8 protein-coding genes are annotated in these 16,436 nt (G+C 56.3%); all 8 read left to right on the plus strand.

Annotated features, from left to right (window positions below; genetic code table 11):
- Positions 1-6 precede the first annotated feature (6 nt).
- The 8 genes from Poly59_RS00130 to Poly59_RS00165 all read left to right on the plus strand — a co-directional run bounded on the left by Poly59_RS00130 (position 7) and on the right by Poly59_RS00165 (position 16,357).
- On the plus strand, positions 7-1,452 hold the full coding sequence (locus Poly59_RS00130) for a DUF1501 domain-containing protein (protein WP_146532078.1): 1,446 nt from the start codon (positions 7-9) through the stop codon (positions 1,450-1,452).
- Positions 1,449-4,013, plus strand: coding sequence for a DUF1592 domain-containing protein (locus tag Poly59_RS00135; RefSeq protein WP_222436021.1), 2,565 nt, complete (start codon positions 1,449-1,451; stop codon positions 4,011-4,013). The genes Poly59_RS00130 and Poly59_RS00135 overlap by 4 nt, the downstream gene beginning before the upstream one ends.
- Before the next feature lie 31 nt (positions 4,014-4,044).
- A complete protein-coding gene (locus tag Poly59_RS00140) occupies positions 4,045-6,147 on the plus strand; it encodes an FAD-dependent oxidoreductase (RefSeq protein ID WP_246151264.1) in 2,103 nt (700 codons plus the stop codon).
- Between the two features lie 167 nt (positions 6,148-6,314).
- Positions 6,315-7,673 carry a DUF1552 domain-containing protein gene (locus Poly59_RS00145; protein WP_146532079.1) on the plus strand — a complete coding sequence of 453 codons (1,359 nt, stop codon included), beginning with the start codon at positions 6,315-6,317 and terminating at the stop codon, positions 7,671-7,673.
- 139 nt (positions 7,674-7,812) lie between these two features.
- Positions 7,813-9,072 carry a hypothetical protein gene (locus tag Poly59_RS00150; RefSeq protein ID WP_146532080.1) on the plus strand — a complete coding sequence of 420 codons (1,260 nt, stop codon included), beginning with the start codon at positions 7,813-7,815 and terminating at the stop codon, positions 9,070-9,072.
- Positions 9,073-9,089: 17 nt separating this feature from the next.
- On the plus strand, positions 9,090-12,197 hold the full coding sequence (locus Poly59_RS00155) for a DUF1553 domain-containing protein (RefSeq protein WP_146532081.1): 3,108 nt from the start codon (positions 9,090-9,092) through the stop codon (positions 12,195-12,197).
- A 3-nt stretch (positions 12,198-12,200) separates the two neighbouring features.
- Positions 12,201-13,622, plus strand: a complete 1,422-nt coding sequence (locus tag Poly59_RS00160; RefSeq protein WP_146532082.1) for a DUF1501 domain-containing protein — start codon at positions 12,201-12,203, stop codon at positions 13,620-13,622.
- Between the two features lie 2 nt (positions 13,623-13,624).
- A complete protein-coding gene (locus Poly59_RS00165; RefSeq protein WP_246151265.1) occupies positions 13,625-16,357 on the plus strand; it encodes a PSD1 and planctomycete cytochrome C domain-containing protein in 2,733 nt (910 codons plus the stop codon).
- The last annotated feature ends 79 nt before the right edge of the window (positions 16,358-16,436 follow it).

A 16,436-nucleotide genomic window follows, 5' to 3' on the forward strand; every position in this document is an offset into this window, starting at 1 on the left:
CACCCCATGCAAAATCGACGTGACTTTCTATTGAGCGGCGGCGCCGGATTCGGCAGCCTCGCGCTTGCGACGATGCTGCAGGAAGATTCTCAAGCATCATCCGATGGCGTGGTGAGTGTTTTGCACCATCCGCCGAAAGCAAAACGAGTGGTGCAATTGTTCATGGCGGGAGCCGCCAGCCATATCGACCTGTGGGATCACAAACCGATGCTGGAAAAGCATCACGGCGAAGATTCCGATTTCGGTGAACACGTAGAGGCGTTTCAGAACGGACTTGGTCCATGGATGAAATCACCCTTCAAGTTTTCTCGGCACGGCGAGTCGGGAAAGATGATCAGCGAGGTCGTCGCGCCGCTCGGTTCTTGTATCGATGACATCGCGTTTGTGCATAACATGGTCGGCAAGACCGGTGTGCATTCCCAAGCAACCTATCTGCAAGCAACCGGATTCCAACGCCCCGGCTTTCCCGGCATGGGCTCGTGGATCAGTTACGCGTTGGGTTCGATCAACGAGGACCTGCCGACGTTCGTCGTCTTGCCCGACCATCGCGGTTTTGCGAGCAACGGTCCGAAGAATTGGGGATCAGCGTTTTTGCCAGCCAGCTCGCAAGGCACAGCGATCTTTCCTCAGCGTGACAATCCAATCGAGGATCTGCTGCCTCACGCAGATTACGTGACCAAAGCGGGAGACCGCGACGGGCTCAATCTATTAAACCGTATGAACCGGCGTTATCAACAGCAACGCGAATCCGATTCACGACTCGACGCACGAATCCGTTCTTATGAATTGGCAGCTCGCATGCAGCTTTCCGCCCCGGAAGCTTTGAACATTTCCGGCGAACCGAAGCATGTCATGAAAATGTATGGACTTGATCGACCTGGCGCTACCTATCCCAACCAAATCAACCATGCTGAAGAAGCAGAGTACTTTGGTCGTAAGTGCCTGATCGCTCGAAGATTGCTTGAACGAGGTGTGCGATTCGTACAAATTTGGTCTGGCAACGACAACGGTTTTCCGCGGCGCAACTGGGACTCGCATGAAGATATCCAGCGCGATCACGGTCCTCTGGCGCGAGGAATGGCTGTCGGGACCGCGGCGCTGCTGAAGGACCTGAAGCAAAGCGGCCTGCTGGACGAGACGATTGTCCTGTGGACCACCGAATTTGGCCGCATGCCAAGTACTCAAGGAAGCAAGGGGCGCGACCACAATCCGTATGTGTTTACCAATTGGATCTCAGGCGGTGGCATCAAGGGAGGCGTGACCCATGGTGAGTCAGATCAGTGGGGCTACAAACCGCTTGATCGAAGCAGTCCGACTCAGGTCTACGACATTCACGCCACCATTTTGCACTTGCTCGGCATTGACCACACGCGGTTGACCGTTCGGCATGACGGCATCGATCGTCGCCTGACCGACGTCCATGGACATGTAATCAAGGACATTTTGACGTGAATGATTCAATCTTCTCGAGTCGCCGCTGGAGTTTCGCCAAAGTGAAGCCACATCTTTCGCACTCCTTCGCCACGACTGACGTGTTCCCTATGTCGCGTTTATGTTTCGTTGTTTTGGCGTTCGTTTCCCCGGTGGTATCCGTGTCTGCTGCGGAATCGTTTGAGGCGTTTTTAACGAAAAACTGTGTCCGCTGTCATGGAGCCGATAGAGAAGAAGGCGACATGCGAATCGACCGGCTGTCGCACGATTTCAAAGCGGCAGTGGACACTCACCACTGGGCTGAGACGCTTGATAAGGTCAACAGTGGCGAGATGCCGCCTGAAGATGAGCCGCAACCAACTCAGGACGAGATCGCGGCGTTCGTGATGAATCTCAACTCTCGGCTCCAAGAAGGGCGGGCAGCCCGCATGGCAGTTCGACCCGCTGTGGCACACTACCGCTTGAGCCGGAAGGAATACCAGAACACGGTCTACGATCTGCTCGGCGTGCGCTACGATCCGGCCAAGCCGGGGGAGCTAAACGAGGACACGCTGTGGCACGGTTATGAACGTATCGGGTCGCAGCTTTCGCTCTCGCCATCGCATGTCGATCGCTATTACCACGCGGCGGACATCGTGCTCGACCGCGCGTTTCCTGCCGCTGCCAGTAAGACTCACAAAGTCCGCAAGACAGCAGCAGAGTTGCGATATGGTGGTGGGAAGAGTCAACAGGAGGCGTTGGACCGATTCGGCATCAAGCGACCGCTTCGTTACCTCCTCTTCCCCGGTCGGGTCCAAAACGCGCTTTCGTCCAACTGGTTTGGAAAGACCGGTCCGGAACACAGCGGACTTTACAAGCTCCGCCTTCAGGCCAGCGGAATTCGCCCGCCCGGCGGCCAGCCGGCCCACCTGAGTATCGGCAAGCAAACCAGTGAGGAGACCGTTGATGGCCTCGTTGAATTCGACATTAGAGCACCCGAGGACAGTCCGCAGGTTTATGAGTTCGACGTATTTCTTGAGATGCCGGCGTCTCTAGATTTCAGCGTGGTGGTCACCGATGTTGTGGACAGAAGAAGCGGCGCCGCCTTCCGCAACGCGCTCACCAGCCGAGGCGGCTATGTCTTCACGCACAGCAGCGAGACCGCGCTCCTGAACCCCAACGCTCCCCAGATGTTCGACGGCGACGGGAACGGCATCTTCTCGACAGTGCTGCTCGATTGGATCGAGTGGGAAGGGCCGCTAGTAACAGAAGCGGAGAAGTCACGGCGCAATGATGTGCTGCCGCCCGATGACGCGACTGCGAAAGTGGTTGCGGAGCATCTGCAACGCTTCGCCCAGCGCGCCTGGCGGCGGCCGGTAGAGCAGGAAGAGCTGGAGGACTATCTGGAAACTTACCGGATCGAACGCGAGGCGGGCGAAAAGGCGACCGATGCCTATCGGATCGCGCTGCAGGGCGTACTGACGTCCCGAAACTTTATCTATCTGGTCGAGGGCGATCCAGTCGCTCGCGAACGTCTCACGGACTCGGAACTCGCCTCGCGGCTATCGTATTTCCTTTGGAGTTCGATGCCCGACAACGGTCTTCTCTTAGCTGCTCGCAACGGCTCCCTATGTACGACGGACCTTCAGTCCGACGCTCCCCGAACAGACAAGATGTCCGTCGTACTGGCGCAACAGGTGGACCGGATGTTGATGGACAGCAGGGTCAACCGATTCATCGACGACTTCGCGCGGCAGTGGCTGCAGCTGCACCGCGTGGGCATGTTTCCGCCGGACAAAAAGCTCTACCCCGGCTATGACGACTGGCTCGAGACGAGTACGAGGGCTGAGCCGGTTGAGTACTTCCGCGAGATGCTCGCGAACAACCTGCCCATCGATAGCTTCCTCGATTCCGACTGGACCATGGCCAACGCTCGGCTCTGCGATTTCTACGGATTGCCCGAACCCAGAACGGGCGGCTTCCAACGCGTCTCGCTCAAGCCCGAGGACCATCGCGGCGGTCTGCTCACGATGGGCGCGGTGCTCGGGCTGACTTCGGACGGAACCCGACACCGCCCGGTGCATCGCGGCGTATGGGTGAGTGAATCGATCTTCAACAGCTCTCCACCATCACCTCCGGCCAATGTGGATCCGATCGAGCCCATTCCCCCCAAGGGAACCAAGATCACGATCCGCCAACGAATTGAAGCACACGCGAAGAACGCGAGTTGTGCCGCCTGCCATCGCAACATCGATCCGCTGGGACTGGCCTTCGACCAATACGATGCCATCGGTCAGTGGCGCACCCACGAGCGAGTTCCAACGGGTGTGGGTGAGGATCCGATGGTGGATGCCTCCGGATTGATGGCCGACGGACGTTCGTTCACCGATTCTGTCCAATTTAAACAACTTCTGCTCGAAGACCGCGACAAGGTCGCGCGAGCCTTCATCGAACACCTTTGCACCTACGCCCTCCGCCGCGTGCTGACCGTGGATGACGAAGGCGATCTCATGACGATTGAAGAAGAAGCGAAGAAGAACGATTACCGAGTCAAAGACATCGTGCGTGCGGTGGCCTTGTCGGAATTGATTCGAAAACGCTAACTGCCTTTCAGGAAATGAAATTTAGAATTCTATGAATACTTGGTTCAAAATCGCGATTTGTTTCATGGGTCTTCTAAGTGGTGAAGTGAGCGCCCAGGACGATCGATCACCATCCACGGAAACCCATTCGACAGACGTCATCGTCTATGGTTCGACACCCGGCGGCTTTTGTGCCGCGATCGCTGCTGCTCGTGAAGGCGCGTCGGTCATTCTGCTGGAGCCAACCGATCATGTTGGCGCGATGAATACAGGAGGGCTCAGCCACTGCGACTCAAACCAGATGGTCCGAAGCACCTTGATGGGACTCTTCGACGAGTGGCACATGCGCGTGGTTAGAGACTACACCGATCGTGGGCTGAGGGCACCATACAACCCGTCGAAAAAGGACCAGTCGCGGTGGACTTTCGAACCACATGTCGCGATGCGTGTGACGATGAAAATGCTTGAAGAAGCCGGGGTCATTGTGTTGACCAAACGCTATCTCGAATCGGTCACAAAGGATGGTCCGCGGATCACTTCGATTGTCACCAAGAACGGCACGTTTACCGCCAGAGCTTTTGTTGATGGCACATACGAAGGCGACCTGATGGCAGCGGCGGGAGTCGATTGGGTGATCGGGCGCGAAGGGCGGGACGAGTACGACGAGTCGCTGGCGGGCAAGCAGTATCCCAAGAAAAAAATGAACATCAGCGGATTCAATGAAACTGGAGTATCGTTGCCACTAGTCACCACCGAGGATGCGGGTGCCGAGCGGGAAGGTGATAGCCGAGTCATGACGTACAGCTTTCGACTTTGCCTGACCATGGACCCGAAGAATCGCGTCCCGATACCAAAGCCAGCAAACTACGCCCCGTCACGGTTTCAAGTCGTGCGTCGCGCATTGAAGGCGGGAGAGAAACGCATTGGTTTTGACCTCTACCCACTGCCGGGAAACAAACTCGATGGCAACAATTCGATCGGTGGACAGTTCTCGATCGGGTTAGTCGGTGGCGGGAACAACTGGCATTCAGCTGACGAAGCAGGCCGGAAGCAGATATGGGAAGCACACAAGCAGTACACGCTTGAGTTCATCCACTTCCTGACGACCGACCCGGCCGTGCCCGAGGGCATACGCAACAAATATGCGGAACTCGGTCTGTGCAAAGACGAGTTTGCGAGCTATGGCCACTTCTCTCCTGCGCTCTACGTTCGAGAATCGCGTCGCATGCAGGGCATGTATGTCATCAGCCAAAAGGACATCCTAAAGGAGCCACGCAAAGATGACCCCATCGCCATCTCGTCGTTCCCGATCGACTCACACGACGTCCAGCGAGTCGCGTTGAAAGACGGTGGAGTCATGAACGAGGGGACGATCTTCCCTGTGCGGAGAATCCCGGGTCAGGGATACGCCTACCATGTGCCCTACCGCGCGATCCTGCCGAAGCCTGAGCAGTGCGACAACTTGCTAGTGCCGGTCGCGCTGTCATGCACGCACGTCGGAATTTCGTCGTTGAGGATCGAAGGCGCGTGGATGGTGATTGGCCAAGGCGCTGGCGTTGCAGCGGCACTGGCAGCAAAAGACAACGTGGCAGTGCAGGAACTCGAGTACACGAAATTGCGCGCGCGACTTCTGGTTCAAAACCAGGCTCTGGAGCTGCCGGACGTGTCCGACTTGCCGACGGTGGACGGCTCCATTGCCGCGAAGTCCCTTTCGGGAATTGTACTCGACGATACGCAAGCGAAGCTGTCAGGCAACTGGTCTCGATCTACGAATTTCAAACCGTACATCGAAAGTGGATACGTCTTCAGCGGAGAAAAAGGTTCAACAGCAAAGGGCGATGGCAAAGCCAGCGCGACCTTTCGATTCAAAGTACCGAAGTCCGGTCGCTATCAGTTGCTCATGGCTTACTCGGCTCACCAGACCCGAGCGAAGAATGTCCCCGTTACGGTTTCTTATGCATCTCACCGTCAAGACATCTTGGTTGATCAGACCGTCCCACACCCAAGCGGCAAACACTTTCGTCCAATCGACACGCTCGAACTCGAAGCGAACACCGAAACCGTTATACAAATCACGAACACGAGCACGGATGGATTTGTGATTCTAGACGCTCTGCAACTGTTGCCGATCGATCGCAATGCGAAAACCAATTAGCAGCTTCACGTCGACTATGTCCTATTTGCTCAGGCGGTGAACGATACGCACGCAAGGGACATCACCATTCAATTCCTTGCTTACGCATCGCGTTACCCAGCCGATGCACGACTTAGACTTACCTTAACAGCACACACACCGAATTAAACGAACCCAGGAAACTCCCAATGAGTCACTTCCTTTCCCAATCGTGGTTGATCGACCGCCGACACGCCCTGCGCGCGATGGGCACTTGCATCTCGCTACCATTTTTGGAATGCATGATTCCGCTGCGCGCGGCGGAATCGGAAAGCGCCTCGCCTCGGCGCAGCGCCTTCATCTATCTCGCCAATGGCGTCCATTCACTAAACTATCAGGTCACGACACCGGGCAAGGATTACCAATTTTCCCGGTCACTTAAGCCATTGGAAAAGTATCGTCAGGTCATCACTCCTGTCAGCGGTTTACATCATCCGGGAAGCCTCGGGCATCATCACAACTGCATCGACATCTGGCTGACCGGCGGAACGATCGGCCCTTCGGCCCGCAATTCCATCTCCGTGGATCAGAAGATGGCCGAAGTCACCGCGCCGCATACCCGCTACCCTTCCATGGAGATTGCCCTGACGCAGGGCTCCCTCGCCTGGACCGCGGACGGCGTGCAGCTTCCTGCGATGCGTCGTTGCAGTGAAATATTCGCATCCATGTTCGTGGAACCGAAAGGCGGCATCGCTGCCCAGCGAAGAGCTTTGCGTCTTAAAGCCAGCGTTCTCGATGATAACCTCGCGGAAGTGCGTCGGCTCGAGCAAAAGATGGGAGCGGCCGACAAAGGACGACTCGACCAATACCTTACTTCGGTTCGTGAGGCGGAGATCCGCGCGCGACGGGCCGATACGTGGCTCGATACGCCGCTGCCTGAGATCTCCGATGCCGATCGCAAACGCACCAACCGCGACATCCCAAAGACTCAAGCGGGCGACTATTTCCGAACCGTCTATGACCTCATGGTGCTCGCCTTTCAAACGGACGTCACCCGAGTTGCTACCTTTAGCCTGGGCGGCGAAGGAGACGCCTTTGCCATTCCGGAAATTGGCATCACCGAGTCCCGCCATCAACTCAGTCACCACGGCGGTGATGAAGGCTACATGGAGAAGCTCACCAACTACGACACGTTCGCCATTGAGCAGTTCGGCTACTTTCTCTCGCGCCTCGAGGAGACGAAGGACGTCAATGGCCGGCCGCTGCTTGGTTCGACGATGGCTCTGTTTGGCAGCGGCATGTCCTATGGGCATAGCCACGGTAACGCCAACCTTCCTCTCGTCTTCGCCGGTGGTTCGGACCTTGGCCTGAAGCACGGCAGCCATCTCGACTTCAATCAAGGGCACTTCAACGGATACCAACTCGAGAAGCCCGGCGAACACTACGGACTCTGCAGTCGCCCCGCGAACCCGGACGCTCACATGAGCAACCTTTTGCTGACGATGGCCCAACGCATGGGTGTGGAGACTGATACTTTTGGTGATAGCAACAGAGTGATCGAAATCTAACGGATCGCTTTTCGCCAACTAAATGCAGGACGGACAGGAAGTCCGTCCTACGTTCGCCCACAACAACGTGATCCTCAACGACCACACGCTCTCAGACTGGCCACTACCAGATATGCCCTCACGAAAAACGGCAACCTCTATGTTTCGTCTTGCACTCTGCGTCAGTGTTACCTTGATTGGATCTGCCGCAGCCGCAGACGAACCGTTCCGCCCCGAGGCCGGGAAATTTCCGCCTTTGGAAAAGGCGCATTCCTACCGAGGCGAACTGGTCTTCGTGGATCATGCCAACCGACGCGGCAGCATCCGCGTTCAAGGGACGGGCAAGTTTTACCGAAACGACCCGCAGCCCTTCGCTATGCTTCCCTACGGTGTCATCCGCTATCACGGCGCTCCGGCAGATCTACGCGACATCCCGCTCGGTACCGTGATGCACGTTCGTGCCTTTCTCCCGCCTGCCCCAAAGATTTCCGCCGTACCGGTGTTGCCGGTAGACAACAAAAGGAAAGACGCGGGGCATTATCGTGGCACCGGTACGGCGCCAGCCGAGAACCATGTGCTGCTCCTAGAAGACGAGTCCAGTCACTGCCTGCACGAGGGATTGGTGTGGAGGCTTCAAGAAGTGGAACTGAAAAACAACGCGGGAAAGATCATCGCTAGTCGCGGGCCAAAGACCGGTGGCGACGGCAACTTTGAAGGGAAAGAATTGACCTTCGATGCCGCCACTCGCATCTGGCGTGATCGCGAGCGAATCAGAATCGCAGACCTGGTCGCCGAAAAAGCATGGCCCGCTAGCGGGAAGAAACAGCTCGATGGGCAGGCCGTCCTACTCGGGATCACCTGGAAGCCTGCACCAGGCGATGGGCTGAGTGGCGCTTTCACGCAATTTCACATCTCCGACATCTGGCTGAACGAAGACGCCATCCAGAACGCGGCCCATTTTCAGACCGAGACGCACAAAGCCTTCATCCGCAGCCGTTGGATGCCAGCCTGGATTGATGCCGTTGAGTATGGCAAGTTCGGCCACGCGACCGTCACCGCGACGCTCTTCGGCGGGATGGACTCCTCTCTCTACAACGACTTCCAGAAAGGCGTCGGTGCACAAATGAATGGTGCCGAGAACACTTTGAAGCACACAGCCGGACACTACGGTCCATCCCACGTCGCATCCAGTGGCAAAATCCTTGACGTCACCAAGTCAACCGGAGAAATTCCGCTCGGCAGCAGTGGTATCCAAATCCAGTTTGAGACGGACTTGATCATCGAAGGCATTCGACCCGGAAGAGTCGTTCGTGTCCGCCCGGAAAGCTGGCCAAAGATGCAAGTCCCTCGCGAGGAATACCTTCTTGAAAACGACCCCGAAGATCGATTCCCGACTCCTGCGATCTTCCCAAAATACTGACCCAGCGAAATCGAACGATGACACAACTCAAACTTCACTGCTGGGTCGCCGCGCTCTACCTCGGGCTCAATCGACTGCGGAACTGCAATGCGATTATCCGCAACTGCTTCATTTCGTTGAGTTGTTTGTGGCTGATAGCGCTGGGCTGCTCCGCGAAGGCGGCTGATAAGTCGATTGATTTCGGCAAGCAGATTGCGCCGATCATTGCGCAGCATTGCGTGCGATGCCACTCGCCGGACAGCAGCAAGGGCGACGTATCGCTGGCGACACTCGACGATTTGAAGTCGAACGACTATGTCGTCGCCAGTGATGCGGATGGCAGCTTTCTGATCGATCTGGTGACATCGCAGGATGGTGAGCCGCCCGCGATGCCGCAGGAAGCAAATCCGCTGCCAGACGAAGAAGTGGCCCTGCTACGTCAATGGATCAATCAGGGTGCGAATTGGCCCGACGACGTTGTCATCGAAGAGAAAGCAAAGGCTGATGTGTCGTGGTGGTCGCTGCAGCCGTTGGAAGTAGCTCGACACTCGGAGTTGAGTTCAAGCAGCCCCGACTCGGAGAGTCAGGCTACAACCATCGACGACTTTATTCACGAAAGACTCAGCCAACACGGTCTCACATTCAGTCCGAAGACAGATCGTCGAACATTGATCCGGCGTCTGTCATTTGATCTGCATGGACTGCCGCCGGCGCCGGAATCCGTTGATGCGTTTGTGACCGATGCGGATCCACAGGCATATGAAAAGCTTGTCGACCGAATGTTAGACTCTCCCCACTACGGCGAACGATTTGCGCAGCACTGGCTGGACATCGCACACTACGCCGACACGCATGGATTTGAACGCGACAAACGGCGGGACAACGCGTGGCGGTATCGCGACTATGTGATCCGCGCTTTGAATGAAGACAAACCGTACGACCGCTTCTTGCAAGAACAGATCGCTGGCGATGTGTTATGGCCCAGTGACGAGCAAGCCGTGATCGCGACCGGTTTTCTCGCGGCCGGACCGTGGGACTTTGTCGGGCAAGTGGAAACGAAAAGTCCTTTACTGCGTCGGTCGGCAAGGTCGCTCGATCTGGATGACATGACGACGCAGGTCATGACGGCCACGATGGCGATGACCGTTAATTGTGCGCGCTGTCACGATCATAAACTCGATCCGATTTCGCAGCAGGAGTATTTCCAGCTGCAAGCCGTGTTCGCCGGTGTGCGGCGAGACGATCGTGTTGTGAGTGACACAGCACTGAAGCAATACGAAGAAAGGAGGGAGTTGCTAATTGCCCGTCGAAACAAGATCGACTTCGAGGCTGGACTGCTTGAAGGCGACGGGCTGAATCTCGCGGACATCGTTGGCGGCGGCAGTGGGCTCGGCAGCGGTACCTATCGCAACGCTCTTGATCCTCGCAACGCCAAAGTTCAAACCCGTGACTCTGGGAAACTCGGCAATGTTGAGACGAATCGATTCTCGCCGTCCGATTTCGAATTCATCGACGGCGTGTTCATTCCAGATGGCGAAGACGGCAAGGCCGAGATCCCAGTCAGCTCAACGGGAATAACCATCACTGGTCTACCGAAAACGTCCGGTGACGCGTGGGACATGATCCGCAACGGGCCGGTTGCGAGTCAGCATTCTCCAGAACTAGGCGGCATTGACTTCACCAAAGACGGACACAGTTTGCTGGGACTGCATGCCAACGCGGGAATCACCTTTGATGTCGCCGCGATACGCGGCGCACTCGTGGGGCAAGACACAAACCCGCGTGACTCGCTTCTATTCACCGCAAAACTCGGTTACTTCGGTGCCGTCGGCGGACACCACGCAGACGCATGGGTGTTCGTTGACGGAAAACAAACTACACATTTTTCGAAACTAACTCGTGATGATGGGTTGCAGAATATCGAAATTGATCTGCCTCCGTCGTCACGATTTTTGACACTGGTTGTGACCGATGGCGGAAACGGTTTCAGCATGGATCAAATCGGCTTTGGCGATCCCGCGGTGAGGCTCTCTGCGCCAGCGAATCTCACCGTCGACGATCGCCAGCGACTTACTGAACTTCGCAGGCAGCGAATAGAGATCGACGCGAAGCTTGAGATTCTCGGGCCAACACCAAAGTTCTACGGCGTCGTTGCCGAATCCGACGTGCCGGAAGTAAGGCTGTTGACGCGAGGTGATCCCGAATCGCCGATCGGTGAAGCGCTTCGCCCCGCGGCACTCGGTTCGCTGGCGATGTTGACTCCGAATCTGGGAACACTCGAATCGAGCGCAGGCGAACGCCGCGCCGCACTGGCTCGCTGGATCACTCATCCCGACAATCCGCTGACGCGCCGGGTGATCGTGAATCGTCTGTGGCACTGGCATTTCGGCAAGGGATTGGTCGATACGCCCAGCGATTTTGGATTCGGCGGCGGTCGGCCATCGCATCCGGAATTGCTTGACTGGCTGGCGGAAGAACTCGCAGAGCGCAACTGGTCGCTCAAAGAAATACATCGATTGATTTTGAACAGCGAAACGTACCAACAGTCGAGTTACGTCGATGACGGAGCGAGCGCTGAATCTGCCCGACAGATCGACGCGGACAACCGATTACTCTGGCGTCAAAACCCACGGCGACTGGAAGCCGAGTCGATTCGTGACGCGGTGCTGTTCGTCAGTGGCAAGCTGAACCCCGAGCGTGGCGGTCCTGGTTTCGAGGACTTTCAGTATCAAGAAGCCTATGCCCCGATTTACACCTACATCACCGCTGACAAACCGGAACTGTGGCGACGGAGCATCTATCGTTACATCGTACGCACCACGCCGAACCGGTTTCTCACGACGCTTGATTGTCCTGATCCAGCGAACCTGACGGCCAGCCGAATGACAACGACCACGCCACTGCAATCGTTGGCTCTCTATAACAACGACTTCATGCTGAAGCAGGCGAGATACCTGGCCGAACGCGTCGAAAGCGATGCCGGATTGCACAAACGGGATCAAATTACACGAGCCTTTGAAATAGCTTTCGGAAGGCAGCCAACAGAAAGTGAATTGATCCTTGCGACCGACTTTGTGCATCAGCAAGGATTGTTTGGCCTATGCAGATCACTACTTAACTCGAATGAGTTTATTTATGTGGATTGAGAAATGAGCATCAGTTTTTCACGAAGAGATTTTCTTCAGTCCGCTGGCGGTGGACTCGGTGGGCTTGCGCTGACGGCGATGCTGGCTGGGGAAGGGCGAGCTGAGTTGCATCATGCGCCGAAGGCAAAGCGTGTGATTCAGATCTTCTGTCCCGGTGGCATGAGCCAGGTCGATACGTTTGACTACAAACCAGAACTTGAAAAACGCACCGGGAAGCCGTTTGATCCCGATGGCACGCTACAGTTTTTCGCGTCGAAGCCAGGTAACTGTCAGGGCAGCCACTGGAAATTCCGACAGCACGGCGAATCGGGGCTGTGGATCAGTGATCTGTTTCCGAAGTTGGCAACGTGCGTTGACGATATGGCGTTCATCTATTCGATGCACAGCAAAACAGCGCTGCATGGTCCGGCATGCTTCATGATGAACACCGGTTTCGCTTTGCCCGGTTTTCCGAGCATGGGTTCGTGGGTGACTTATGGGCTGGGCAGCGAAGCGGATGACCTGCCAGCCTTTGTTGTGCTGCCCGATCCACGTGGGTTACCGCCGGGAGGAATCATCAACTGGGGCGCCGGCTTCCTACCAGCGGAACATCAGGCGACGACGCTCGATACATCGAATCCGACTCGACCGATCACTGATCTGTTCCCACCAAGAGACTTCGCAGCAGCGAATCCTGAAGCGGATCGTGCGGGACTTGCGTTTCTTGAGCAGCTCAACCGTATGCACATCGAATCTCGCACCGCCAACAGCGAACTCGACGCGCGAATCAAGGCGTATGAGATGGCCGCCCGATTGCAGCTGAGCGCGCCCGAAGTCACCGACCTGAGTAACGAGACAGCAGCAACACAACAGCTCTACGATATCGACCATCCCGAGACTGGTTCGTTTGGTCGGCAATGTCTGTTGGCTCGGCGATTGGTTCAGCGCGGTGTGCGGTTCGTACAGATTTATTGCGGTGCGGAAAACACCACGGCGAAAAAGATACGCCCGAACTGGGACAGCCACGAAGATGTTGTTCGCGATCACGGATACTGGGGCGCGGTGCTGGATACGGGAGCGTCGGCACTGTTGAACGATTTGAAGCAGCAGGGAATGCTCGACGAAACACTGGTGATTTGCACGACCGAATTCGGTCGTCAGCCCGGTGCTCAAGGCGGCCAGGGCAAAGGCCGTGACCATAACGCCGGAGCATTCACCGCATGGCTCGCCGGCGGTGGCATTCGAGGTGGATCCGGCTACGGAGCCACAGATGAACTCGGGTTCAAGGCCGTCCAGTCGCCGGCCTACAGCTACGATCTCCACGCAACAGCACTTCACCTGCTGGGCGTCGATCACACGCGTTTGACGTTTTATCACAACGGGATTGAGCGCCGCTTGACAGACGTTCATGGACATGTGATCAGAGAGATTCTGCGAGAAACATGAACATGAAAAGAAGAATGTCAAATCAGCGTTTGTCTGCCTTGCTCTTCGCAGTCATCTTGGCTTGTGAAGTGCAAGCAGTTGACTTCACGCAAGACATCGAACCAATCATTCAGGCTCATTGCATCGATTGTCATGGACCGGATGAACAAGAGAGTCTGTTCCGACTTGATCGCTTGGCAGACATGCTTTCCGGTGGGAACTCGGGCGAGCCTGCCGTGGTGCCAGGAAAACCAGACGAGAGTTTTCTGCTGAAGTTGATTCGGCACAAAGAAACCGGCAAGGAAATGCCGCCGGATGAATCATTATCGAAAGGCGAAATAGATTTAGTCGAACAATGGATCGCCGACGGAGCAACGACTCCGGAAAGCTACGGACCAGCAAAAAGGAAAGTCGATCTTTCGCACTGGGCGTTCCAGCCGGTAAAGCGTTCCCAAGCAAGTGGTATCGACAAGTTCGTTCACGACAAGTTGACAGACAACGATTTAACGCAATCGCCCGCTGCGGAACGACGTGTTTTGATTCGACGGTTGTATCTCGTGATGCTTGGCATTCCGCCATCACCGCAGCAGGTCGAGACATTCGTGACGGATGATAGTGACGATGCTTGGCAAACGCTTGTTGAACGTGTTCTTGCCAGTTCGCATTACGGTGAACGTTGGGCGACGTACTGGCTGGACCTGGTACGGTTCGGGGAGACGCATGGCTATGAAATGAATCGCGAGCGACCGACGGCGTGGCAGTATCGCGATTGGGTCATCCAGTCGCTGAACGACGACAAACCCTACAACGAATTCGTTCGCCAGCAGATCGCCGGTGATGCGCTGGGAGCGGACGTCGCTACAGGGTTCCTAGTGGCCGGTCCCGTCGATCAAGTCAAAGGTTCCGACCCGAAACTGCGACAGGCTCAGCGAATGAACGAGCTCGACGACATGATCAACACCACCGGCACAGCGTTTTTGGGACTGACGACTGGCTGCGCGCGTTGCCACAATCACAAATTCGATCCCATCAGCCAGCGCGATTACTACTCGATGCAAGCCGTGTTCGCCGGCGTCGAGCACGGTGATCGCTCGCTGCCGCCATCGCCGGAAACCAAACAGCAGATCGCGACGCTGGATGCGGAGATCGCAGAACTGAATGACCGGCTGAAGAAATTCATGGCCGAAGATGAATCGAAACTACGTCCGTCCGTCAACGCCAAGCAGAACGAAGAGGTCTTCGAGAAACGAAAAGCACGCTTCATTCGCTTCACGATTCAGAAAACCACTGGCGGCGCAGGCTGTATTGATGAGTTGGAAGTTTACGCTGAAGGAAGTAACGTTGCTCTGGCTGACTGCGGTGCCAAAGCGACATCGTCCGGCGACTTCGTGCATCCAAAACATAAACTGTTGCACATCAACGATGGACGTCACGGCAATGATCGCAGTTGGATTGTCGATTCTGCGAAAGGCGGCTGGGTCCAAATTGAACTCGCCGCACCGGCCATCATCGACCGCGTCGTCTGGGGCCGCGATCGTGACGGACATTTTGCCGACCGGTTGCCGATCGATTACCACATCGAATCCGCTGTGGAAGCGGGCCAATGGGAATTGTTAGCGTCATCGGCTGATCGAACAGCTTACTCGGGTAGCAAGCCTTCCGAGCCAGAGTATCAGTTCGCGAAGTTTCCGGATGCGGAAGCGGTGCAGGGTGAGACGTGGTTGAAGCGGTTGCAGACAGCTCGCGACGAGAAAAAGGAACTCGAAGGTTCGACACTCGTTTATGCCGGCACGTTTTCACAACCCGGTCCCACGCATCGTTTGTATCGCGGCGAACGAGATGCGAAGCGCGAGCAGGTTGCTCCGAATGCGATCGAAGTCTTCACATCGCTGAATCTGTCGTCCGACGCGCCCGAGCGTGACCGTCGACTGGCGTTGGCGAATTGGGTTGCCAGCAAGGACAATCCGTTAACGGCACGCGTGATCGTCAATCGGTTGTGGCAGTTCCACTTCGGCACCGGTATCGTCGACACGCCCAGCGACTTCGGACTCAACGGAACACCGCCGAGTGACCCGGAGCTGCTCGACTGGATGGCCAGCGAACTGATGGCTCACGATTGGTCGTTGAAACATATTCATCGACTGATTTTGAATTCTGACACATGGCGTCAAAGCAATCGACCGAATGCGGATGCCGTGCGAGTCGATGCGACATCGCGTCTACTGTGGCGATTCCCGCCTCGACGTTTGGAGGCGGAAGCGATTCGCGATTCCATCCTCGCCGTAACCGGAGTGCTTGACCTCAAAAATGCTGGTGGTCTGGGGTTCAGTCCGTTTGAAGTGGAGATGGAGAATGTGCGTCACTATCACGCGAAGAAAACGTTTGGCCCAGCCGATTGGCGACGGATGATATACATGACGAAAGTGCGACAGGAACGTGAGCAGGTGTTCGGCGCCTTCGATTGCCCCGATGCGAGCATGGTGGTGCCGAAACGAAGTCGCTCGACCACACCGCTGCAGGCACTGAATCTGCTTAATAGCGAATTCGTGATGCAACAAGCCGAACTGTTTGCGCGGCGATTGGAAAAGGAATCCGATACACGGCCGGAGCAGATCATACGAGCCTGGCAGTTGTGTTTTCAGCGAGATCCGACAGACGAAGAACTGGCCGATAGCGAAGCGTTCATTCAACAAGAAGGCATCCAGCAGTTCACCCGCGCGATGCTGAATGCGAATGAATTCGTGTTCATTCCGTAGTGGCCGTTTAACGGCTAGCCGAAGGCGACAATTCACAACCGTTCGACGCCTTCGGCTTCGCATTAAACGAATCAATCAA

The sequence above is a fragment of the Rubripirellula reticaptiva genome, from assembly GCF_007860175.1.
GTDB classification, from domain to species: domain Bacteria; phylum Planctomycetota; class Planctomycetia; order Pirellulales; family Pirellulaceae; genus Rubripirellula; species Rubripirellula reticaptiva.

Excerpts from the sequence above, each read along its gene's own strand:
- Poly59_RS00150 (WP_146532080.1), top strand. The coding sequence starts at position 7,813 with ATGTTTCGTCTTGCACTCTGCGTCAGTGTTACCTTGATTGGATCTGCC.
- Poly59_RS00140 (WP_246151264.1), top strand. The coding sequence starts at position 4,045 with ATGAATACTTGGTTCAAAATCGCGATTTGTTTCATGGGTCTTCTAAGT.
- Poly59_RS00130 (WP_146532078.1), top strand. The coding sequence starts at position 7 with ATGCAAAATCGACGTGACTTTCTATTGAGCGGCGGCGCCGGATTCGGC.
- Poly59_RS00155 (WP_146532081.1), top strand. The coding sequence starts at position 9,090 with ATGACACAACTCAAACTTCACTGCTGGGTCGCCGCGCTCTACCTCGGG.
- Poly59_RS00165 (WP_246151265.1), top strand. The coding sequence starts at position 13,625 with ATGAAAAGAAGAATGTCAAATCAGCGTTTGTCTGCCTTGCTCTTCGCA.
- Poly59_RS00145 (WP_146532079.1), top strand. The coding sequence starts at position 6,315 with ATGAGTCACTTCCTTTCCCAATCGTGGTTGATCGACCGCCGACACGCC.
- Poly59_RS00160 (WP_146532082.1), top strand. The coding sequence starts at position 12,201 with ATGAGCATCAGTTTTTCACGAAGAGATTTTCTTCAGTCCGCTGGCGGT.